This is a genomic window from Variovorax raffinosi, assembly GCF_051216615.1.
GTDB lineage: Bacteria > Pseudomonadota > Gammaproteobacteria > Burkholderiales > Burkholderiaceae_C > Variovorax.
This window is the reverse complement of the sequence record NZ_JBPJZR010000002.1, coordinates 400,469-421,814: the sequence shown is the minus strand read 5'-3', so window position 1 is coordinate 421,814 and position 21,346 is coordinate 400,469. Positions and strand designations below refer to the sequence as shown.

Annotated in this window: 18 protein-coding genes; 1 reads left to right on the top strand and 17 read right to left on the bottom strand. The window is 65.0% G+C overall.

Annotation, left to right across the window (positions count from 1 at the left end):
* Window positions 1-18: 18 nt before the first annotated feature.
* The 3 genes from ACSFB7_RS08055 to ACSFB7_RS08045 all read right to left on the bottom strand — a co-directional run bounded on the left by ACSFB7_RS08055 (window position 19) and on the right by ACSFB7_RS08045 (window position 3,069).
* Window positions 19-1,056 carry a DctP family TRAP transporter solute-binding subunit gene (locus ACSFB7_RS08055; protein ID WP_435468812.1) on the bottom strand — a complete coding sequence of 346 codons (1,038 nt, stop codon included), beginning with the start codon at window positions 1,054-1,056 and terminating at the stop codon, window positions 19-21.
* 94 nt (window positions 1,057-1,150) lie between these two features.
* The gene (locus ACSFB7_RS08050) at window positions 1,151-2,449 is read right to left on the bottom strand and encodes a TRAP transporter large permease (RefSeq protein WP_435468810.1); all 1,299 of its coding nucleotides are present in this window, start codon (window positions 2,447-2,449) and stop codon (window positions 1,151-1,153) included.
* Window positions 2,446-3,069: a TRAP transporter small permease gene (locus ACSFB7_RS08045; RefSeq protein WP_435468808.1), complete on the bottom strand. Its 624-nt coding sequence runs from the start codon at window positions 3,067-3,069 to the stop codon at window positions 2,446-2,448. The genes ACSFB7_RS08050 and ACSFB7_RS08045 overlap by 4 nt, the downstream gene beginning before the upstream one ends.
* Before the next feature lie 926 nt (window positions 3,070-3,995).
* Between ACSFB7_RS08045 and ACSFB7_RS08040 the strand changes: the two genes are divergently transcribed.
* Window positions 3,996-4,403: a hypothetical protein gene (locus ACSFB7_RS08040; protein WP_435468807.1), complete on the top strand. Its 408-nt coding sequence runs from the start codon at window positions 3,996-3,998 to the stop codon at window positions 4,401-4,403.
* 387 nt (window positions 4,404-4,790) lie between these two features.
* On the opposite strand, the gene ACSFB7_RS08035 is transcribed toward ACSFB7_RS08040, so the two are convergent.
* From ACSFB7_RS08035 to ACSFB7_RS07970, 14 genes are all read right to left on the bottom strand, one after another.
* Complete coding sequence (locus ACSFB7_RS08035; protein WP_435468805.1) at window positions 4,791-5,678, bottom strand: hypothetical protein; 888 nt, start codon at window positions 5,676-5,678, stop codon at window positions 4,791-4,793.
* Window positions 5,679-6,008: 330 nt separating this feature from the next.
* Window positions 6,009-6,278, bottom strand: a complete 270-nt coding sequence (locus ACSFB7_RS08030) for a hypothetical protein (RefSeq protein WP_435468803.1) — start codon at window positions 6,276-6,278, stop codon at window positions 6,009-6,011.
* 352 nt (window positions 6,279-6,630) lie between these two features.
* Entirely contained in the window at window positions 6,631-7,602 is a 972-nt protein-coding gene (locus ACSFB7_RS08025; RefSeq protein WP_435468801.1) for an NAD(P)H-dependent flavin oxidoreductase, read from the bottom strand.
* A 15-nt stretch (window positions 7,603-7,617) separates the two neighbouring features.
* The gene (locus ACSFB7_RS08020; RefSeq protein ID WP_435468799.1) at window positions 7,618-8,550 is read right to left on the bottom strand and encodes an electron transfer flavoprotein subunit alpha/FixB family protein; all 933 of its coding nucleotides are present in this window, start codon (window positions 8,548-8,550) and stop codon (window positions 7,618-7,620) included.
* 2 nt (window positions 8,551-8,552) lie between these two features.
* Entirely contained in the window at window positions 8,553-9,302 is a 750-nt protein-coding gene (locus tag ACSFB7_RS08015; RefSeq protein ID WP_435468797.1) for an electron transfer flavoprotein subunit beta/FixA family protein, read from the bottom strand.
* 30 nt (window positions 9,303-9,332) lie between these two features.
* Window positions 9,333-10,337: a Bug family tripartite tricarboxylate transporter substrate binding protein gene (locus tag ACSFB7_RS08010; RefSeq protein WP_435468795.1), complete on the bottom strand. Its 1,005-nt coding sequence runs from the start codon at window positions 10,335-10,337 to the stop codon at window positions 9,333-9,335.
* 41 nt (window positions 10,338-10,378) lie between these two features.
* On the bottom strand, window positions 10,379-12,334 hold the full coding sequence (locus ACSFB7_RS08005) for an acyl-CoA synthetase (protein ID WP_435468793.1): 1,956 nt from the start codon (window positions 12,332-12,334) through the stop codon (window positions 10,379-10,381).
* A 43-nt stretch (window positions 12,335-12,377) separates the two neighbouring features.
* Complete coding sequence (locus tag ACSFB7_RS08000) at window positions 12,378-13,376, bottom strand: Bug family tripartite tricarboxylate transporter substrate binding protein (RefSeq protein WP_435468791.1); 999 nt, start codon at window positions 13,374-13,376, stop codon at window positions 12,378-12,380.
* 61 nt (window positions 13,377-13,437) lie between these two features.
* Entirely contained in the window at window positions 13,438-14,646 is a 1,209-nt protein-coding gene (locus tag ACSFB7_RS07995) for a CaiB/BaiF CoA transferase family protein (protein WP_435468789.1), read from the bottom strand.
* A 73-nt stretch (window positions 14,647-14,719) separates the two neighbouring features.
* Window positions 14,720-15,535 (bottom strand): oxepin-CoA hydrolase, alternative type, encoded by an 816-nt coding sequence (locus tag ACSFB7_RS07990; protein WP_435468787.1) that lies wholly within the window; start codon window positions 15,533-15,535, stop codon window positions 14,720-14,722.
* Complete coding sequence (locus tag ACSFB7_RS07985) at window positions 15,532-16,686, bottom strand: acyl-CoA dehydrogenase family protein (protein WP_435468785.1); 1,155 nt, start codon at window positions 16,684-16,686, stop codon at window positions 15,532-15,534. Before ACSFB7_RS07985 ends, ACSFB7_RS07990 begins: the two co-directional genes overlap by 4 nt.
* A gap of 11 nt (window positions 16,687-16,697) precedes the next feature.
* On the bottom strand, window positions 16,698-17,906 hold the full coding sequence (locus ACSFB7_RS07980; RefSeq protein ID WP_435468783.1) for an acyl-CoA dehydrogenase family protein: 1,209 nt from the start codon (window positions 17,904-17,906) through the stop codon (window positions 16,698-16,700).
* A gap of 9 nt (window positions 17,907-17,915) precedes the next feature.
* Window positions 17,916-19,106, bottom strand: a complete 1,191-nt coding sequence (locus tag ACSFB7_RS07975; protein WP_435468781.1) for an acetyl-CoA C-acyltransferase — start codon at window positions 19,104-19,106, stop codon at window positions 17,916-17,918.
* Between the two features lie 51 nt (window positions 19,107-19,157).
* Complete coding sequence (locus ACSFB7_RS07970) at window positions 19,158-21,293, bottom strand: 3-hydroxyacyl-CoA dehydrogenase NAD-binding domain-containing protein (protein ID WP_435468779.1); 2,136 nt, start codon at window positions 21,291-21,293, stop codon at window positions 19,158-19,160.
* Window positions 21,294-21,346 lie beyond the last annotated feature (53 nt).

Sequence of the window (21,346 nt, the reverse complement as noted above, 5' to 3'; positions counted from 1 at the left end):
GAAGCGCGCTGCTTCCGATTACTTCTTGCGCGCCGCAATCGCCTTCTCGGCATTCGCCACCAGTTCCACGCCCACGGTCGACTTCCACTTGTCGTACACCGGCCGCGTCGCCTTCACGAAGGCTTCGCGCTCGGCGGGTGTGAGGCTGGTCACCGTCACGCCCATGGCCGCGATGTCCTTCAGCACGGGCTTGTCGGCTTCCACCAGGCCCTTGCGCGCGATGGCGATTTCTTCCTTGCCGGCATCGATGGCGGCCTGGCGCACGATGGCCTGATCGGCCGGTGTCCACGAGGCCCAGATTTCCTTGTTGACCACGAACACCAGCGGGTCGGCCACATAGCCCCAGGTGGTCACGAACTTCTGGCCCACGGTCTGCATCTTGAGCACGGTGAAGAGGAACAGCGGGTTCTCTTGCCCATCGACCGCGCCGCTCGCGAGCGCGGGCTGTGCATCGGCCCAGCTCATCTGCGTGGGGTTGGCGCCGAGCGCGGTGAACATGTCCGAATAGATCGGCGAGCCGACCACGCGGATCTTCATGCCCTTCATATCCGCGGGCGACTTGATCGGCTTCTTCGAGTTGGTGATCTCGCGGTAGCCGTTCTCGCCCCAGGCCAGCGGCACCACGCCGGCCTTCTCGAGCGTCTTGAACATGTCCTTGCCGACCTCGCCCTGCGTGAGCGCGTCGATGGCCGCGTAGTCGGGCATGAGGAAGGGCATGGAGAACAGGTTGAGCTGCTTGACCTGCGGCGACCAGTTGATGGTCGAGCCCACGGCCATGTCGATGACGCCCTGGCGCAGCGCGCTGAACTCGCGCGTCTGGTCGCCCTGGATCAGCGACACGCCGGGGTACAGCTTGATGTTGATGCGGCCCTGGGTGCGCTCCTTCACCATGTCGGCCCAGATCTTCCCGGCCTGGCCCCAGGGTGTCGGCGGGCCGAGCACGAGGGACATCTTGTATTCGGGCTTGTAGTTGCCTTGCGCCATGGCGGCGGTACTGGCAAAGCCGAATGCAGTCGCGGCCATGGCAAGGCCCAGCAGAGTGCGGCGGAATTTCATGAGACGTCTCCTTATTTTTTGAACACGAACTGGCACTGAAAACTTTTCAATGGAATGCAGAGGGCGCGCTCGGGGCGCGTGCACAGGACACCGCCTAGTACCCCAGCTTGCGCGGCAGCCAAAGCGCGAGTTCCGGAAAGATGATGACCAGCACCATCACCACGAACATCGAGAACAGCATCCAGCCCACCCACCGCACGGTCTCCTCCATCCGTACCTTGGCGATGCGGCACGACACCATCAGGTTCACCGCGAGCGGTGGCGTGAACTGGCCCAGCGCCACCTTCAGCGTGAGGATCACGCCGAACCACACCGGGTCCCACTTGTAGTGCTGCACGATAGGCAACAACAGCGGCACGAAGATCAGGAAGATCGACACGCCATCCAGGAACATGCCCACCGTGATCAGCAGCAGGATCAGCAACGACAGGATGCCGTATTCGCCCAGCCCCGAATTCACGATCGCGCGCGTCACCGGATCGATCACGCCCAGCGTCGACAGCGAATACGCAAAGATGCCCGCCAGCGACACCACCAGCAGGATCACCGCCGACAACTCGCCCGACTCGCGCAAGATCACGAACAGGTCGCGCACCTTGATCGTCCGGTGGATGCACATGCCCACGAACAGGCCGTAGAACACCGCCACCACCGCCGCTTCGGTCGGTGTGAACCAGCCCGCGCGCATGCCGCCGAGGATCAGCACCGGCGCCGCCAGGCCCCAGGTCGCTTCGCGAAAGCTCTTCCAGAATGGCGGACGCGGCAGCGTCGATTCGAGCGCGCCCATCTTGTGCTTGCGGGCCAGCCACACGGCCGGAATCATCAACGCCAGGCCGGCCATCACGCCCGGGATCATGCCGGCCGCGAACAGCGCCGGCACCGAGGCGCCCGGCACCAGCACCGAGTAGACGATGAACGCGACCGAGGGGGGAATCAAAATGTCGGTGGCCGCCGCCGCGCCCACCACGCTGGCCGAGAAGGCCGGCGGATAACCGGCGCGCGACATCGCCGCGATCATCACCGCGCCCACGGCCGCCGCATTGGCCGGGCCCGAGCCCGAGATGCCGCCGAGAAACATCGCCACCGCAATCGCCACCAGCGGCAGCATGCCGGGGCCACGGCCCACGATGGCAATCGCGAAGTTGACAAGGCGCAACGCCACGCCCGAGCGGTCGAAGATCGAGCCGACCAGCACGAACATCGGAATCGCCAGCAACGGGTACTTGCCCAGGCCGGCATAGAAGTTCTGCGGCACGGCCAGCAGGCCGAACCATTGCGCGTCGCCGTTGGCCAGCGCGATGCAGGCGGCGCCGGCCAGGCCCAGCGCCGCGCCGATGGGCACGCCCACCAGCATCATCACGACGAAGGCGACAAAGAGAAGCGTGGCGATCACTTGGCGTCGCCCTTGTTGCTGTTATTGCTGCTGCTGTTGCTGCTTGCGGTCTTCTTGTCGGCGGGCGCGTCGGACTTGTAGTTCGTCTTGCGGCCGCGGCGGATCATCAGGCCCACCGCGCGAAGCGCGATGGCGAACGACACGATCGGCAGCCAGATCGAATACCACCAGGCCGGCAGGCCGATGCCCGGCGTGGTTTCTTCGAAGTGGTAGTCGTCCCACACCATGCGGATGCTGAGCGCGCCGATCAGGGTGAACAGGATCGCGATGGTCAGCGCGCCGAACTGCGCGAGCCGCTTGCGCCGCGCCATCGAACCGCTTTCGGAAAAGTACTCGATGCGGATGTGCCGGTCGCGCGCCACGGCGGCCGAGCCGGCCACCAGCGCCAGCATGATCATGAGGAACACCGAGAACTCTTCGGTCCACGCGAAGGACGAATCGGTGAAGTAGCGCACCAGCACGTTGGCAAAAGTGATGAGCGCCAGCGCGCCCATGATGAGAACGGTGAGCCAGTCCTCGATGGCAAGGGGAACCTTGGTCGGTTCGTCGGCGGCTTCGATGTCGGGGGGGAGGGGGCTGGCGGCGTCCAGCGTGGGGCCGGACTCGGGTGGAGTTGTCATCGCAGGAAGGTCAGTGAGGCACGAACGCCATGTCACCGGGCGGACGCCGGGATGCGATCCGTACACCTCGACAGGGAAACAGCCTTCCATGCTAGGTGGTCAATGACCACTCATGTATCGGGGGTTTCCTTAGCTGCGGGGGCTGCTGAGCGGCTTTCGGGGCGTGTGCACAGGGCACCGGGTGCTCCCCTGCGCGAATGTCCCCCGGGCCTTCGGGCTCCTCCTTTATTTCGCTGCGGGGAGCACCCGGCGCCCGGCGCCCTGCGCACGATGAGCGCGGCTGTGGTGCTGGCGGTTCGACCGCTGCGGCGGATTGCAGATGGACGAGCGAGGGCGTACCACTGAGCTCTTGTGAGAGGCGGGTGGTGGACAAGCAGAAGTCTGAAGGGCTGGGGGCGGCTGCGGTCGACTTTGGTATGACCGCGTTCAATGTTCGCTTCAGGCTGAAATGCGCCATTCACAGCAGTTGCGTAAAACGTCAGTTGTCCCAGTTGCCGGTCACTTGGCTGCGGCCATTAGTAAAACTCTTTTTTTACCGAGGGCCCAGACCTTGCAACAGGTTTGATCGCGGGCTGCCGCCCGGGAGCAACCACTCGCGACACGCGGATTGATAGGCCACTCAGCTCGCTTCGCCAGCATCTGGACCAGATTTTCGGCACTCAACTATGGCGATGCGACAACGTCTTATACTCGTAATGATTGCCCAATAGTTTGGATGGTTATATATTTTTAATTTTGCTGTCAATAACGATTTTATGTCAAGGCTGAATCCGAAATTTTCAATTTGGATGGGGCGGCATTTGATAAATCGCTCTCTGGAACTAATAGGTTCAAAAGAAGGATTTACAAAACACCATCACTCACGACTAGACAGCGAGGCAGCTTACATAATGGGGTGCGAGGTTTTGCTTGATTGCGACTCGCCAATGCAAGATATGACGGCGCCTATTCAACAGCAAAAAATTTCGATGGCATGGAGATGGCGTCGTGAACGTTCGGTGGGACTTGGTCTTAAAATGGGATTGTTTAGGCCCGCACTTACTCTAGTGAACATAGCTGGAAAAAATTTCCATTCAACTCATTATGAGGCGACACGGGTTGGCAATATTTTTTACAAGGCTCCGGCATTTATTCAGTCCGGATTGATTGCCAGCTATTTGTATTTTTATCGCATCTCTGCTGTTGCCACACGTTTCAAGTGGGTAGCAGGGATTGCCAGTTTTGGAGCTCTAGCAATAAAAGTTTGGCACACGGGCTTAATAAGCAACTGGTGGATAGCGTTGAGCGCCATGATTGGGCTGGTCATTGGGTTTTTTGCCACACTTTTTCACTGACTGTTTTGCGCAACGGAAATTTCGGAATTATTTCGAACCACATGCATCACTTTAATTGACTCATTTTCACGATGGAAAGCTATCTGTAGAGAGACTGTAAGCACCGTGATTGCCGCCCGCTGATGCATATCACACCCGTATGATTTGAGCGTTTTCCAACGCCACTTCTGGCGGTCGTCGTAGGCTGCGGCTGTTTGAAAACGCAGTCACACACCTGATTTGTGAACCCTCACAACATTGAGTTTTCCGATCGGCCCATGACGAATGATGTTGATGCTGCCAAGGGTTGAAGCATTCCCCTAAGTTGGTCTCCGACATTTCACAAAGCCCCAGCTAGAAGCGGACGCTGACCCCAGAAGTGTCAAGAACAGCTATGGCTTAAAGCAGTCAAAGCACCGCCGATGGAATCCAAGGCAGCGCGGAAAGTGAGGCGTGTTTTCCTAACCGGGCCTCTAGGATATTGAGAGCATTTTTAAATAGTACTGCACCCGTACTCGTATGAACATTCTGAAGGTAGTTCGCGGTCGCGCTCAGGAGCCATTTCGAGAAATCCTTAGCCTCGCTCTCTAGGGTGCGTCGCACTGCCGTGGCCAGATAGTCCTTGGTCGGATCGATGACTTCACCGACCTTTGCAGAGTACCCGAGTAGTTGCAGCTTTCCAGCATCACTTGCAGTTACCAGCCCGTGGTTGTGCGACAGGGTATGCCGGAGTTGAAAGACCGCTTGCAGCGTTCTCACCCGCTGCCGAAGTGCCGCAGAAGGGGAGTTCTTGTTGTAGCGCTTTGCTTGGACCAGTGCGTCAGTCGCTTTGTCGACTTCGTCGAGGTCGTGATAGAGCTTGCTTTCGAATATGAGATCTGGGGCAGGGGTGCCGGGGGGAGCGGTCCATAAGATTCGCGTATCGATGTTTCCCTTGACCCTGTCAGCAGGGACATGCGGTGCTAGCGCAGTGCCAACTGCGACGATAGAGCGCTTGTAAAAGACCTCGAAAGCATTGATCGCTTCCAGCAAGAGAAGGTGCTCCGCGTACCACTTGTACTTGTTGTAAGTGGCGTCCTTCGGCCCCTTCTTGATCCTCAACTTCTGGAGCTCCTCGTGGCGCGAGATGATCCAATTTGTGAAATTCGTTTGGTGCCTCAACAAGGCAAGGAAAGACTCCAGCTCAGTTCGAGTTGCCGTTCGGGCCAAGTGCTTGATATCCGAATTCGGCGAAGTGGAGATGGCTGGTCGATCCTCAAACGCGACGATGTTCTTTGCGCCCTTGGTACGCGGCATAGTGATCCTTGGCTATTAATTAGTCACTTTATAACTTCTTGGGCATCCAGCGCCATGATGCGCGCCCACGAGCGAGGAGGTCGCGCGGCGTCTACGTTTCAACGACCGAAGACACGGCGGGACAGTTGCAACGCATGTCTGCTTCCGCTGCAAAGCGGATGCCCCCATTGTCTGTCGACGATCAGCACGGAGCACATAGCTGCCACCGAGGCCTGCCTCGCAAACCTCAACCGAGCCGAGTCCCTCCATCACAAGGGCTTCAGCCGTCGTACCCCAAAGAACCCGTTCACCAGAGCGGGCCGCGAAACCGCAGCCCGCACAGACCAGCCCCTAACCGCCGGTCTCAAGCGCCCCACGCCGCGCCTTCTCGCTCATCTGAAACAGTTCCCTCGCCTTGCGCGCAAGTTCAGCCGCAAGCCAAAGCAGGTTGTCCAGTTGTCGAGGCCCTTCGCCGCTGCACCAGTCGATGTCTTCCCCGTGGCAGACCCACAGGAGGGCTTCGAGTTGAGAGAGGGTGTTTTCGAGAAGATCCGCCGGGTCTTGGGCGTTTTCTTCGGAAGCTACCGGCGTGCGAGGCCGGGCTATAGTCTTGGTAGCCATTTTTGTGCGTTCCTTTAGAGGTAAGTGCACGAACTTGGTTAGACGGTCGGGGTGCTCGTAACACCCTGGCCGTCGCCTTTTGATACCTCGCATCTGCATCGCTGCTTTCGCACCGACAACCTGCCGCGAGGCAAGCAGCCTTCAAACATCTCGGTGGTGGTTGGGTGTGTTGCGCCTTTCTTCTCCCCTTGTTGGGGTATCGAGTGACAGGGGCATCCACTCTAGAGAAGAACCCGGCGAAGTAGCCGGTTCATGCGGCACGAAGTCTCGGCGACCGCCAACAAATGCAGCTTCCGCAATGCGCTGCGCGGGGACCTCGTGAGCGGGCCCCCGATGCGAGCAGAAGAAAGATTCAGTCCATCCAGGACCGCGCCCGGTCCAGGTGCTCGCGGCACTCGCGCACCATGCGTTCGAGCAGTTCGGCGCAGGTCGGAATGTCGTCGATCAAACCGATGCACTGGCCGGCCGAAACCACGCCGTTGTTCACCTCGCCCGACTCCAGCGCCGCACGGCCGCGCGCACCGGCGACCAGCGGGCGCACCTCTTCGAACTCGCAACCACCGGGGCGGTTCTCGGTGGCCACGACTTCTTCGGAGACGGCGTTGCGGAACACGCGTGCGGTGTTGCGCATGGTGCGAAACATCAGCTTGGTGTCGCGCTCGGTCGCATCGACCAGCGCCTGCTTGATGTTGTCGTGGATCGGCGCTTCCTTCGTCACGCAAAAGCGCGTGCCCATGTTGATGCCCTCTGCGCCCAGCGCAAGCGCCGCAGCCATGCCGCGCCCGTCGGCGATGCCGCCCGACGCGATGATCGGAATGCGCAGCTTGCGCGCGGCGATGGGCAGCAGCACGAGGCCGGGCACGTCGTCTTCGCCCGGATGGCCCGCGCACTCGAAGCCGTCGACCGACACCGCATCGACGCCATTGCGTTCCGCCGACAGCGCATGGCGCACCGAGGTGCACTTGTGCACGATCTTCACGTCATGCCGCTTCAGCGCCTCGATGAAGTCCTTCGGGCTGTTGCCCGCCGTCTCCACGATCTTGATGCCGCTGTCGATGATGGCCTGCACGTACTCGGCATACGGCGGCGGCTTCACCGCCGGCAGGATGGTGAGGTTCACGCCGAAGGGCTTGTCGGTGAGTGCGCGGGTGCGTGCGATTTCATTGCGCAGGTCGTCGGGCGTGGGCTGCGTGAGCGCGGTCACGATGCCCAGGCCGCCGGCGTTCGACACGGCCGCTGCCAGCTCGGCGCGGCCCACCCATTGCATGCCGCCCTGGATGATGGGGTAGCGAATGCCGAGCAGTTCGGTGATGCGGGTCTTCATTTGTCGCGCGTCCTCTTACAGCGCGTTGCCCAGTTCGGGCACGGCCACGAACAGGTCGGCCACGAGGCCGTAGTCGGCCACCGAGAAGATCGGTGCTTCTTCGTCCTTGTTGATCGCCACGATCACCTTGGAGTCCTTCATGCCGGCCAAATGCTGGATCGCGCCCGAGATGCCCGCTGCGATGTACAGCTGCGGCGCGACGATCTTGCCGGTCTGGCCCACTTGCCAGTCGTTGGGGGCGTAGCCTGCGTCGACTGCAGCGCGGCTGGCGCCCAGGCCCGCGTTCAGCTTGTCGGCCAGCGGCGCCATCACTTCGGTGAACTTCTCGGCGCTGCCCAAGGCACGGCCACCGGAGACGATGATCTTTGCTGCGGTCAGTTCGGGACGTTCGCTCTTGGTGACTTCACGGCCGACGAAGCTGCTCTTGCCACTGTCTGCGACGCCTTCGGCGGTTTCGACAGTGGCGTTGCCGCCCGTTGCTGCTGCTGCGTCGAAGCCGGTCGTGCGAACCGTGATCACCTTGGTGGCGTCGCTGCTCTGCACCGTGGCAATCGCGTTGCCGGCGTAGATCGGACGCTCGAAGGTGTCGGGGCTGTCCACCTTGGTGATGTCGCTGATCTGGGCCACGTCGAGCTTGGCAGCAACGCGCGGTGCGACGTTCTTGCCGTTGGCAGTCGAGGGGAACAGGATGTGGCTGTAGTTGCCGGCGATGGCCAGCACTTGGGCTGCGACGTTCTCTGCGAGGTTTTCAGCAAGGCTCGGGCTGTCAGCAGCGATGACCTTGGACACGCCAACGATCTGCGCGGCCGCCTTCGCTGCTTCCGCTGCATTGGCACCAGCCACGAGCACGTGGACGTCACCGCCGCAAGCCAAGGCTGCAGTCACGGTATTGAGAGTGGCCGGCTTGATGCTGGCGTGGTCGTGTTCGGCAATAACAAGTGCGGTCATGTTCAGATCACCTTCGCTTCGTTCTTCAGTTTGTCCACCAGCGTTGCAACATCAGGCACCTTGATGCCGGCACCACGCTTGGGCGGCTCGCTGACCTTCAGGGTCTTCAGGCGCGGCTTGACGTCCACGCCCAGGTCTTCGGGCTTGAAGACGTCGAGCGTCTTCTTCTTGGCCTTCATGATGTTGGGCAGCGTGACGTAGCGCGGCTCGTTCAGTCGCAGGTCGGTCGTGATGACGGCCGGCAGCGTGAGGGAGATGGTCTCCAGGCCGCCGTCGACTTCACGCGTTACCGTGGCCTTGTCGCCTGCGACTTCGACCTTGGAGGCGAAGGTGGCTTGCGGCAGGTCGGCCAGCGCAGCCAGCATCTGGCCGGTCTGGTTGGCATCGTCGTCGATGGCTTGCTTGCCCAGGATGATGAGTTGGGGCTGCTCCTTGTCCACCAGCGCCTTCAGCAGCTTGGCCACAGCCAGCGGCTGCAGCTCTTCGGTGGTTTCAACGAGGATGCCGCGATCGGCGCCGATGGCCATGGCCGTGCGCAGGGTTTCCTGGCACTTGGCATCTCCGCAGGAGACAGCGATGACTTCGGTGACCACGCCCTTTTCCTTCAGGCGAACCGCTTCTTCGACAGCGATCTCGTCGAAGGGGTTCATGCTCATCTTGACGTTGGCAATGTCCACCCCGGTGCCGTCGCTCTTGACGCGCACCTTCACGTTGTAATCGACGACCCGTTTGACAGGTACCAGAACCTTCATGGCTGTTCCTTTGAATGACTGAAGAATGAATTACTCGAGCCGGGCGCCCGACTGCTTGATCAGGCGCTCCCACACCGGGCGCTCGGCCTTCCATGCGGTGGCAAAAAGTTCGGGCGAGCTGTCCTTGATCTCGAAGCCCATGGCCGCCACGCGCTCGCGCACGTCGGGCTGCTGCGTGGCCTTGCGCACCTCTTGCGCGATGCGGTCGACGATGGGCTTGGGCGTCTTGGCGGGCACTGCGATGGCGAGCCAGCCGGTCACGCGGTAGGCCTCGTCCTTCAGGCCCTGCTCGGCCAGCGTGGGCACGTCGGGCAGGGTGCTCATGCGGCGCTCGCCGCTCACGCCGATGGCGCGGATCTTTCCGGAATCGATGTGCGGCTTGGCCACCAGCGCGCTGGCATAGGCCATCTGGATCTGGCCGCCGATCAGGTCCTGCAGCATCGGCGCCTCGCCCTTGTAGGCGACGTGGTTCATGTCGGCCTGCTGCGTGAGGCTCATGTGCGCGCCGGCCAGGTGCGGGTAGGCGCCCACGCCATATGAGCCGTAAGCCAGCTTGCCCTTGTTGGCGCTGACGTACTTCAGCAGTTCGGGGGCGGTCTTCACGGGCACGCTGGGGTGCACCACCAGCACCAGCGGCGCCATCGCGATCTGGTAGACCAGCGTGAGGTCGCGTGCCGTGTCGTAGGGCAGCTTCTCGTAGAGGAACTCGTTGGTCATCAGCGAGTTGCTCAGGCCCAGCACGATGGTGTAGCCATCGGGTGCAGCCTTGGCGACCGCGTCGGTGCCGATGATGCCGGCCGCGCCGGGCCTGTTGTCGATGATGACGGGCTGGCCCAGGCCGGCCGATATCTTCTGGCCCAGCACGCGCGCGAGCACGTCGGTGGCGCCACCGGCCGCGAAGGGCACGACCATGCGCACCGGCTTGTTCGGGTACGGCGCCTGGGCGTGGGCCGGTGCCAGCGCGCACAGCAGCGTGGTGACGGCGGCGGTTGCGCACAGCAGGGCGCGGCGGTTCGGAGTGATGCGGAAGTTCATGGCTTGTCTCTGTCTTCTCTCGGTTTCAAAAATGCTTGCGGTCACTGCAGCGCGATGCGTGTCTTGAAGGGCAGCGGCTCCAGCGCCTTCTGTAGGCGTTCGTGCAACGGTGCGGCCAGCGCGCCCACGGCCTTCGCATCGATCCGCACGCGCACGAGGCTTTCGCCTTCGGTCGTCACTTCGGGGCTCGCGGCGGCGGCCACGCCGAGTGCCGCGCACACCTCGGCGACCGTGGCGGCCACCACCTGCTGCGCGGCCATGGCGCGCAGCTCGGGCTTGTAGATTTTTCCGACGTTGGTCATCGGCATGGTCGCGATCACCGACACCCACTTGGGCCGCGCGGGTGCCTCGTCCACGCGCGCGGCGGTGAAGGCCAGCAGCTCTTCTTCGGTGGCCGATGCACCGGGCACCAGCGTCGCGAAGATCACCGGCAGCTCGCCCGCATAGGCATCGGGTGCGCCGACCGCCGCGCACAGCTGCACGGCGGGGTGCGCGCCCAGTGCGTCCTCGATGGTCTTGGGGTCGATGTTGTGGCCGCTGCGGATGATCAGGTCCTTCGAGCGGCCCGTGAGGTTCAGGCGCTGTTCGCTGTCGATCCAGCCCAGGTCGCCGGTGGCGAGCCAGCCGTCGGCCGTGAAGGCCTTGGCATTGTCCGCAGGGTCGACGAAACCCGAGAACACATTGGGCGACTTGAACAGCACCATGCCCTGCTCGCCTTGCGGCATTTCGCGGTCGCTCGCGTTGCCGTTCTCGTCGAGCGCCACCACGCGCATCTGCATGTAGGGCAGGCGAAAGCCGACGCAGCCCGCGGGCCCGTCCACGCCCGGCGGCGTGATGGTCGAGATGCCGGCCATCTCGGTCATGCCCAGGCTCTCGTGCACATGCAGGCCGAACAGGCGCTCGAAGCGCGCAGCCAGCTCGGGCGCGAGCACGGCGGCACCGGTGCGGCAGTAGGTGATGGAGGAAATGTCCGCGCCGTCGAGCGGCACGTTGGCCAGTGCCGCGAGCACGGTGGGCACGGCCGACAGCGAGGTCGGGCGGTACTTCGCCACCAGCTTCCAGTAGTTGGCCAGCACCTCCTTGTTGCGCAGCAGCGAGGTGGTGGGAATGATCACTTCCACGCCCGCCGAGAGCGACGACAGCGAAGCCGGCAGCACGCCCGCCACATGGAACAGCGGGTAGCCGTTGATCGAGATGCCGTTCTCGTTCATGCCCGCGACCTGCACGCTGGCCCAGGCGGTGAACACCTGCGCGCCGTGGCTGTGGCGCGCGAGCTTCGGCGCGCCGGTGGTGCCGCCGGTGTGGAAGTAGGCGGCGATGTCGGTCGGCGCGATGTCGCGGCCGCTCACGAGACGGTCGTTGGGTTGCGCGGCGCGCAGCACGTCGAACTCGGCCACGCCGTCCGGCAACGCACCGGCCGCACCGGGCGCTTCGTCGTGCGGCGCCACGCGCAGAACGGTGGTCAGCGTGGGCACCTGCCCGCGCAGCCGCATGGCCTTCGACCACATGCCCGATTCGCTGTCCGAGCCATAGGCGATCAGCACCTTGGCACGGCCGGCGGTCATCAGCGCGACCAGCTTCTCGTCGCTCAGCAGCGGGTTGAGCGGCTGCACGATGCCGGCCGCTTCGCCGCCCCAGAGCGCGAGGTGGTATTCGAGGCAACCGGGCAGCAGTACCGCCACCGCATCGTCCGGCCCCACGCCCAGCGTGTGCAGCAGGTTGGCGGTCTGGTGGATGCGCGCGAGCAGCTCGGCGTAAGACCAGCGGATCGGTTCGTCCGCCGGGTTGCCGGTGCGCAGGAAGGTCAGCGCGGTCTTGTGGCCGAAGGCCGCGCCGGCATTGCGAAAGATCTCGTAGGTGCTGCGCACCGTGAGCGCCTGCGCCAGCGGCGTCTCTTCGAGCTTGTGGATGTCCGCGAGGCTGCGAACGGGAAAAGCGGGGCGGAACGGCGCGCCGACCGGGGTGTTGTAGTTGTTGTTCTTGTCGCTGTCTGTCATGTCTGTCTCCTTGATGGTGTCGCCCTGTCGGCCGCGGGTTGTTTTACTGGTTCGTGATGTGGTTGTCGCGAATGACCTTGCCCCAGCGCTCGAAGTCCTGCTTCATGCGCACGCCGGTCTGCTCGGGCGTGCGGTAGGCCGCGAAGGAGCCCACGCTCTGCAGCTTGTCCTGCACTTCCTTGTCGGCCAGCGCGTTCTTCAGCGCGGCGCTCATGCGGTCGATCACGTCCTTCGGCGTGCCGGCCGGTGCCAGCAGGCCGCCCCACGAGGTGGCGTCGAAGCCGGGGAAGCCTTGCTCGGCCACCGTCTTCACGTCGGGCAGCAGGCTCACGCGCTGGCCCGAGCCCACGGCGATGGCGCGCAGCTTGCCGGCCTTGATGTGCGGCAGCACGCCCACGAGGTCGGAGAACATGGCGGGCACCTGGCCGCCGATCAGGTCGGTCACGGCCGGCGCGCTGCCACGGTAAGGCACGTGCTGCATGTCGAACTTGCCGATGGTCTTGAGCTGCTCGGTCGTCAGGTGGCCGAAGCTGCCGGCGCCGGCCGTCGTGTAGTTGAGCTTGCCGCCTTCGGCCTTGGCCTTGGCGATCAGGTCCTGCACGCCGTTCACGTCGGGCAGCGACTTGGGGTTGACCACCAGCACGATCGGCAGGTCGTACACCGAACCCACGGGCGTGAAGTTCTTGAAGATGTCGTAGCCGGTCGGGCCGTACAGGTGCGAGGCCAGCAGCGTCGGCGTGGCCAGCATCACGAAGGTGTAGCCATCGGGCGTGGCGCGGGCCGCGGCGGCGGCGCCCACGGTGCCCGAGGCGCCACTGCGGTTGTCGATCACGATGCTCTGCTTGAGCGCGAGCGACATCTTCTGCGCCACGATGCGCGAGGCCACGTCGGTCGGGCCGCCGGGCGGGAAGGGCACGATCAGCGTGATGGGCTTGGTGGGCCAGGCTTGCGCGAAGGCGGCGCCGGCCACGAGCGGAAGGGCCAGGGCAATGAGTGCACGGCGAAGGGGGCTGCGGAGGGAACGGAAAGCGAGGGAGGCCATGGACTTCTTCTTCAATTCAAGGGAGCACGGATGCAGGGAGTCGGGAATGCGGGCGTCTTCTTCAGACGACGCCGCTCGTTTTGAGCGCGGCCAGCTTTTCATCCGACAGGCCGAGCAGGGACTTCAGCACGTCGTGCGTGCCTTCGCCCAGGGTGGGCGGCGCGCTGCGCACGGGCAGGCGCTCGCCATCGAAACGGTAGGGCGGCGCCAGCACGTTGACGGTGCCGGCCACCGGATGCGGCTGCGTGGTCACGAGGCCGGCATCGGTCGCGCGCTTCGATTGCAGCGCTTCGAGCAGGCCCAGCACTTCACCGCACGGAATGCCCGAGGCTGTGAGCTTGGCGAGCAGGTCGACGCGCTTGCGTTTGGCCAGCTCGGCGTGCAGCTCGGGCAGCAGTGCTTCGCGGTTGGCCGAGCGCAGGATGTTGGTCTTGAAGCGCTCGTCGGCCGCGAGGTCGGGCCGCTCGATCACGTCGGTGCAAAAGCGCGCGAACTGGCTGTTGTTGCCCACGGTGATGACCAGCGGGCCGTCTTCGGCATCGAACACGCCGTAGGGAACGATCGACGGATGCGAGTTGCCATAACGCGGCGGGTCTTCGCCCATCAGCAGCGCTTCGAGGCCGTAGTAGGCGGTGATCATCAGGCCGCAGTCGAACAGCGCCATCTCCACATGCCGGCCCTTGCCGGTCTTCTCGCGCTGGTAGAGCGCGGCCAGGATGGCCTGCGCCGAGTACATGCCGGTGAACAGGTCGACAGCGGCCACGCCGAACTTCAGCGGCGGCTGGTTGGCTTCGCCGTTGAGCGCCATCAGGCCCGCCTCGCCCTGCACCACGAGGTCGTAGCCGGGGCGCGCGGCCTCGGGGCCGGTGCGGTCATAGCCCGAGATTGAGCAGTAGATGAGGCCCGGCTGTTCCTTGCTCAGTTGCTCGTAGCCCAGGCCCAGCTTGTCGATGCCGCCGAACTTGAAGTTCTGGATCACGACGTCGCACTGCTTGGCGAGGTCGCGCGCGATCTGCTGGCCTTCGGGCGTCTGCAGGTCGAGCGTGACCGAGCGCTTGTTGCGGTTCACGCTGTTGAAGTAGGCGGTCTCGGTCTTGCCGACGCGCAGGCCCCAGTCGCGCGTGTCGTCGCCGCGGCCCGGGTGCTCGACCTTGATGACCTCGGCGCCCATGTCGGCCAGCACCATGCCGCACCAGGGGCCCGCAAGGATGCGGGACAGATCGAGGACGCGCACGCCGGCGAGCGGCAGCGAGGAATTCAGTGAGGACATGACGGCAACTCCGGAAAGACGAAAAACCTCCGCACCCATGTGCAGGAGGTTGGAGGGATGAGCGCGGCGCGTGTCAGGACGCAGCCTGCTTCTGGTGGCGCAGCGCGACAAAGTCGGCCTTGCGCTTGCCGAGAAACGCGCCAATGCCTTCGGCCGCTTCGGCATCGGCCTGCGACTCGACCATGAACACGGCTTCGGCCTCGAGCTGTTCTTCGAGCGATGCGTGGTGCGCTTGGCGGCACAGCGTCTTGATGCGCGCGCTCGCACGCAGCGGGCCGTTCGCGACCTTGGCCGCGAGCGCGATGGCTTCGGCCAGTGCCGCGCCCTTGTCGGTCAGGCGATTGACCGCGCCCAGTGCATGCAGGCGTTCGGCCGGCATGCGGTCGCCGGTCAGGCACATCTCGGTCAGCACCTGGCGCGAGACGAACTCCGACAGGAAGGCCGTCGCGCCGCCGTCCGGCGTGAGCCCGACCTTGATGTAGGCCACGGTGTAGAAGGCATCGCGTGCCGACACGAGCATGTCGCAGGCCAGCGCCATCGACAGGCCCGCGCCAGCAGCACCGCCTTCGACCGCCGCGATGACCGGCTTGCCGCAATCGCGGATCGCGCGGATCAGGTTGTTCAGGCCTTCGAGCTTTTCTCGGCGCTCCGATGCGGGCAGCTCGCGGCGCTTGGCCAGCAGGTTCAGGTCGCCGCCGGAGCAGAAGAAATCGCCCGCGCCGGTGAAGACGATGGCGCCCACTTCGGGGTCGTTCTGCGCGTCGGCGAGGGCGGCCGATAGTTCGGCGTACAGCGTCGGCGTGATCGCGTTGCGCGCGGCCGGGTTGCTGTTGGTGAGGATGCGCACGGCGCCCTCTTGCGAGATCAACACGGTCTTGTTGTCGCTCATGCTGCCAGCTCCTTGCCAGACTCTTTGCCCAGGGCGATGTAGCGCTGCAGATGATGGTCTTCGTCGCCAAACTGGTGGTCGATCATCACGAGGCGCTTGGCGTAGTGGGGCAGCGGCAGCTCCCACGTCATGCCGATGCCGCCGTGCATCTGGATGCTTTCTTCCGCCACCAGCGCGCCGATGCGGCCGATGCTGAACTTGGCGGCCGACAGTGCACGCTCGCGCGTCACGCGGTCGTTGCCGTCGATGGCGGCTGCGGCGTTGATGACGGCCGAGCGGGCTTGTTCGATTTCGAGCAGCAGGTCGGCCATGCGGTGCTGCAGTGCCTGGAAGCTGCCGATGAGGATGCCGAACTGCTTGCGCGTGCGCAGGTATTCCAGCGTCGCGGTCTTGGCGGCTTCCATCGCGCCGAGGGCTTCGGCGCACAGCGCGAGCACGCCGCGGCCGATGGCGCGCTCCAGCGTGGCGTGGCCCTGGCCTTCTGCACCGAGCAATGCATCGGCGCCGAGCTTCACGCCATCGAGCGTGAGTTCGGCGACACGGCCACCGTCGATGGCGGGGCAGCCGCGCACCGAAAGGCCTGCGGTCTTCGCGGGCACGAGAAACAGCGAGATGCCGGCTTCGTCGTCCACGTTGCCCGAGGTGCGGGCGGAGACCAGGAACAGGTCGGCTTGTTCGCCTTGCGGCACGACGGCCTTGGCGCCCTTCAGCACCCAGCCATCGCCGTTGCGTTCGGCGCGGGTTGCCACGCGCGTGCGTTCGTAGTGCGTGTCGGCTTCGTCGTGCGCAAAGGCCGCGACGGTGGCGCCGTTGATGATGTCGCCGATCTTTTCCTTCTGCGCGGCATTGCCGGCAACGCTGATCGCTTCGCCGACCATCACGGCGCCCAGCAGCGGCTCGACCACGAGGCCACGGCCCAGTGCCTCGAAGACCACGGCGATGTCGAAGCCGCCGCCGCCGAAGCCGCCATCGGCCTCGCTGAACAGCGCGCCGATCACGCCCAGTTCGGCGAAGTTCTGGAAGATTTCCTTGCTGAAACCGTGCGCCGACTTCGCGATGCGGTCGCGCGCATCGAAGGCGTACCGCTCGGCGATGAAGCGGTTCAGGCTGTCGGCGAGCATGCGCCGGTCTTCGGTGTGTTCGAAGTTCATTGCATGTCTCCTTACAGGCCCAGGATCATCTTGCTGATGATGTTCTTCTGGATTTCATTGGAGCCGCCGAAGATCGACAGCTTGCGGTTGTTGAAGTAGCGCGCGGCGGCGGCCTTCGCGTAGGCCGGGCCGAAGGTCTCGCCTGCGAAGCCGTCCTGCAGTGCTTCGGCGACGAAGGGGCGGCCGTAGACGCCCATTGCGCGGCGGGCCAGCGAAGAAATCTCTTGCCGGATTTCCGTGCCGCGAATCTTCAGCATCGAGCTTTCCGCGCCGGGCACACCGCCACCGGCCACTGCGGCGATCACGCGCAGGTTGGTGGTCTTCATGTTCTCCAGGTCGATCTCGACGCGCGCCATGCGTGCGGCGAACGACGGGTCTTCGGCGAGCGGCTTGCCGTTCTTCACCTGCTTTGCGGCGATGCCCTTGAGCTGTTCGAGCGCGGCCACCGAGAAGCCCACGCCCGCGATGTTGGTGCGTTCGTAGGTCAGCAGGTACTTGGCGCAGGTCCAGCCCTTGTTCTCTTCGCCCACGAGGTTCTCGGCGGGCACGCGCACGTCGGAGAAGAACACCTCGTTGACTTCATGCTCGCCGTCGAGCGTGATGATCGGGCGCACTTCCACGCCGGGCGAGGTCATGTCGATCAGCAGGAAGCTGATGCCTTCCTGCTTCTTGGCCTCGCGGTTGGTGCGCACCAGGCAGAAGATCATGTTGGCGTGCTGGCCCAGCGTGGTCCAGGTCTTCTGGCCGTTCACGATGTAGTGGTCGCCCTGCGCGTCGATGCCGCGCACGGCCGAGGTCTTCACCGCTGCGAGGTCGGAGCCCGCGCCGGGTTCCGAATAGCCCTGGCACCACCAGTCGGCGCCGTCGAGGATGCGCGGCAGCCAGCGCTGCTTCTGCGCCTCGTTGCCGTACTTGATGAGCACCGGGCCCAGCATGTTCACGCCGAAGGGCACGATGCGCGGCGCGAAGGCCAGGGCGCATTCGTGCTCGAAGATGAACTTCTCCACCGCCGTCCAGCCCGGGCCGCCGTACTGCTCGGGCCAGTGGTTGGCCAGCCAGCCGCGCGCGTTCAGGATGGCGTGCCATTCCTGCATGTCGGCCTTGCTGAGGATCTGGCCGCCGCTGACCTTGGCCGAGAGGCGCGCGGGCAGCTTGTCGGCGAGGAAGGCGCGCACTTCGGCGCGGAAGGCTTCTTCTTCGGAGGTGAAGTTCAAGTCCATCGCAGTTCCTCAATAGATTTCGAACAGACCGGCCGCGCCCATGCCGCCGGCAATGCACATCGTCACCACCGCGTACTTCGCGCCACGGCGCTTGCCTTCGATGAGCACGTGGCCCGTCAGGCGCGCGCCGGTCATGCCGAAGGGGTGGCCGATGGAGATGGCGCCGCCGTTCACGTTCAGGCGTTCGGACGGAATGCCCAGCTTTTCCTGGCAGTAGATCGACTGCGAGGCGAAGGCTTCGTTGAGTTCCCACAGGTCGATGTCCTGCACCTTCAGGCCATGGCGCGCGAGCAGCTTGGGCACGGCGAAGACAGGGCCGATGCCCATTTCGTCGGGTTCGCAGCCGGCCAGCGCGAGGCCGCGGAATGCGCCCAGCGGCTGGATGTTGGCGCGCTCGGCGTCCTTGGCTTCCATCAGCACGCAGGCCGATGCGCCGTCCGACAGTTGCGAGGCGTTGCCGGCGGTCACGAACTTGTCGTCGCCCATCACGGGCTTGAGCTTGGCCAGCGCCTCGTAGGTGGTGCCGCGGCGGTTGCAGTTGTCTTCGGTGGCGGTGACTTCGCGGTGGGTGACTTCCTTCGTTTCCTTGTCGGTCACGGCCATCGTGGTGGTGCAGGCGACGATCTCGTCCTTGTAGCGGCCGGCGATCTGCGCTTCTTCGGTCTTGCGCTGGCTCTCGGCGGAGAAGCGGTCCTGCGCCTCGCGGCTGATGCCGTAGCGCTTGGCCACGACGTCGGCCGTGTCGATCATCGCCATGTACAGCTCGGGCTTGTGCTCGACGATCCACGGGTCCAGGCTGAGGTCGCCGCCGTCACCGGGGCTGCGGCCACGGATCTGCGAGATGCTTTCGACGCCGCCCGCGATCATGGCCGGCGCGCCGTCCACCACGATGCGGCCTGCGGCCATGGCAATCGCCTGCAGGCCCGAGGCGCAGAAGCGGTTGACGGTGGTGCCGGCAATGCTGATCGGCAGGCCCGAACGGATGATGGCCTGGCGCGCGATGTTGCGGCCGGTGGTGCCTTCGGGGTAGCCGCAGCCGAGGATCGCGTCCTCGATCAGTGCCGCGTCGAGGCCCGAGCGTTCGACCGCGGCCTTGACCGCGAAGGACGCCAGCGTGGCGCCGGGGGTGATGTTGAATTCGCCGCGATGCGCCTTGGTGAGCGGGGTGCGGGCGGTGGAAACGATGACGGCTTCACGCATGGGATGACTCCTTGATGGACGGGCCCGGTCGGACCCGGAGGGACTCTGGAATTACTCGGATTGATTGAGGCTGGCGAAATCGGCACCGCGCTCGACCAGCTCGACCAGCAGCGGCGAAGGCTTCCAGAAGATCGGGTCCTGCTTGGCGAACTCGCGGATGTCGGCCAGCACCTTCGGCAGGCCCACGGTGTCGGCGTACTTCATCGGGCCGCCGCGATGGCGCGGAAAGCCGTAGCCGTAGAGAAAGGTCACGTCCACGTCGAGCGGGCGCAGTGCGATGCGCTGCAGCACGACGTTGGCGCCTTCGTTGACCATCGCGGCCATGTAGCGGCGCATGATTTCTTCTTCGGTGAAGCTGCGCGGCGTGATGCCGGCGCGCACGCGCTCGGCGTCGATGATCGCCAGCACCTCGGGGTCGGGCACGCCGGTGCGCGCGCCTTCGGGGTACAGGTAGTAGCCGCGCTGCGTCTTCTGGCCGAACCAGCCGCGTTCGCAGATGCGGTCGGCCACCTGCACATAGCGCGCCTGCGGGTCGCGCGTGGCGGCCTTGCGCTTGCGCGTGGCCCAGCCGATGTCGCCGCCGGCCAAGTCGGACACCTGGAACGGGCCCATCGGGTAGCCGAAGTTGCGCACGGCCGCGTCGATGTCGTAGGGCGAGGCGCCGTCTTCCATCATGTGGTCGGCGGCCTGGCGGTACACGGCCAGGATGCGGTTGCCGATGAAGCCGTCGCACACGCCGGCGCGCACGGGCACCTTCTTGAGCTTCTTGGCCAGCTCGAAGCCAGTGGCGACCACGTCGGCGCTGACCTTGGCGGGCACCACGATCTCCAGCAGCTTCATGATGTTGGCCGGCGAGAAGAAGTGCAGGCCCACCACGTCCTGCGCACGCGAGATGCTGGCGGCGATCTCGTCGATGTCCAGGTACGAGGTGTTGGTGGCGAGCACCGCGCCCTTCTTGCACACGCGGTCGAGTTCGGCGAACACGGCCTTCTTGACCGCCATGTCTTCGAACACGGCCTCGACCACGATGTCGGCCTGCGCCAGCGCGTCGTAGCTGGTGGAGCCCGAGAAGCGCGCCATGACGGCGGCCTTGGCCTCGGGCGTCATGCGGCCCTTCTTGATGAGGCCGTCGTACACCTTCTCGACATTGGCGCGGCCGCGCGCGAGTTGCGTGTCGTCGCGCTCGATCATGGTCACGGGCATGCCCGCGTCGAGCATGGCCACCGCGATGCCCGCGCCCATGGTGCCGCCGCCGATGATGCCGGCCGCTTCGAGCGGACGCGGGCTGGCGGACCGGGTTTCAGGCGCCTTCAGCACTTCGCGCTCGGCGAAGAAGGCGTGGATGAGGCCGGCGCGCTGCGGGCTGTCGATGCACTGCAGGAACAGCTTGCGCTCCAGCGCCATGCCTTCGTCGAAGGGCAGCGTGAGCGCGCCTTCGACGGCTTCGATGATCTTCATCGGCGAGAACAGTCCGCGGCTCTTCTTGGCGGTGTCGGCGCGCGCGGCTTCGAGCGCGGCGCGGCTGGCTTCCTTGTCGGCCAGTGCGCCGGCTTCGCGCGTGCGGCGCACCGGCGCCTTGGCGGCGGCCAGTTCCTGCGCGTAGGCGATGCCTTCGGCCCGCGCGTCGGCGCCGGTGCCCAGGCGGTCGATGAGGCCGAGCGACAGCGCTTCCTTGGCGCCTGCGTGGCGGCCGCTGAGCATCAGCTCCAGTGCGGCCTTCACGCCGATCAGGCGCGGTGCGCGCTGCGTGCCGCCCGAGCCGGGCAAGAGGCCCAGCGCCACTTCGGGCAGGCCCAGCTTGGCGGAGGGCACGGCCAGTCGGTAGTGCGCCGACAGCGCTACTTCGAGGCCACCGCCGAGCGCGGCGCCGTGGATCGCGGCGACGACCGGCTTGGCGCAGTTCTCGATCTTCAGGCACACCTCGGGCAGCGAGGGCGGCTGCGGCGTCTTGCCGAATTCGCGGATGTCGGCGCCGGCGATGAAGTTGCGGCCCGCGCCGACGATCAGCACCGCGTTGGCGCCGCTGTCGGCTTCGGCCGCCTCGATGGCGGCCACGAGGCCGCGGCGCACATCCACGCCCAGGGCGTTGACGGGCGGGTTGTCGATGGTCACCACGAACACGTCGCCAAGACGCTCGAAGGTGACGGGACCGGAAGACGTGGGAAGGCTGGGAGTTGTGGTGGCCATGTGCTTGTCTCTTGCGTTGGCGGGCCCTGCCGATGCGGATGCAAGGCGAGGGG

Coding starts and splice junctions, on each gene's coding strand:
- ACSFB7_RS07995 (WP_435468789.1), bottom strand. CDS start 14,646: ATGTCCTCACTGAATTCCTCGCTGCCGCTCGCCGGCGTGCGCGTCCTC.
- ACSFB7_RS08020 (WP_435468799.1), bottom strand. CDS start 8,550: ATGACCGCACTTGTTATTGCCGAACACGACCACGCCAGCATCAAGCCG.
- ACSFB7_RS08005 (WP_435468793.1), bottom strand. CDS start 12,334: ATGACAGACAGCGACAAGAACAACAACTACAACACCCCGGTCGGCGCG.
- ACSFB7_RS07980 (WP_435468783.1), bottom strand. CDS start 17,906: ATGGACTTGAACTTCACCTCCGAAGAAGAAGCCTTCCGCGCCGAAGTG.
- ACSFB7_RS07990 (WP_435468787.1), bottom strand. CDS start 15,535: ATGAGCGACAACAAGACCGTGTTGATCTCGCAAGAGGGCGCCGTGCGC.
- ACSFB7_RS08015 (WP_435468797.1), bottom strand. CDS start 9,302: ATGAAGGTTCTGGTACCTGTCAAACGGGTCGTCGATTACAACGTGAAG.
- ACSFB7_RS07985 (WP_435468785.1), bottom strand. CDS start 16,686: ATGAACTTCGAACACACCGAAGACCGGCGCATGCTCGCCGACAGCCTG.
- ACSFB7_RS08010 (WP_435468795.1), bottom strand. CDS start 10,337: ATGAACTTCCGCATCACTCCGAACCGCCGCGCCCTGCTGTGCGCAACC.
- ACSFB7_RS08055 (WP_435468812.1), bottom strand. CDS start 1,056: ATGAAATTCCGCCGCACTCTGCTGGGCCTTGCCATGGCCGCGACTGCA.
- ACSFB7_RS08030 (WP_435468803.1), bottom strand. CDS start 6,278: ATGGCTACCAAGACTATAGCCCGGCCTCGCACGCCGGTAGCTTCCGAA.
- ACSFB7_RS07970 (WP_435468779.1), bottom strand. CDS start 21,293: ATGGCCACCACAACTCCCAGCCTTCCCACGTCTTCCGGTCCCGTCACC.
- ACSFB7_RS08035 (WP_435468805.1), bottom strand. CDS start 5,678: ATGCCGCGTACCAAGGGCGCAAAGAACATCGTCGCGTTTGAGGATCGA.
- ACSFB7_RS08025 (WP_435468801.1), bottom strand. CDS start 7,602: ATGAAGACCCGCATCACCGAACTGCTCGGCATTCGCTACCCCATCATC.
- ACSFB7_RS07975 (WP_435468781.1), bottom strand. CDS start 19,106: ATGCGTGAAGCCGTCATCGTTTCCACCGCCCGCACCCCGCTCACCAAG.
- ACSFB7_RS08040 (WP_435468807.1), top strand. CDS start 3,996: ATGCAAGATATGACGGCGCCTATTCAACAGCAAAAAATTTCGATGGCA.
- ACSFB7_RS08000 (WP_435468791.1), bottom strand. CDS start 13,376: ATGGCCTCCCTCGCTTTCCGTTCCCTCCGCAGCCCCCTTCGCCGTGCA.
- ACSFB7_RS08045 (WP_435468808.1), bottom strand. CDS start 3,069: ATGACAACTCCACCCGAGTCCGGCCCCACGCTGGACGCCGCCAGCCCC.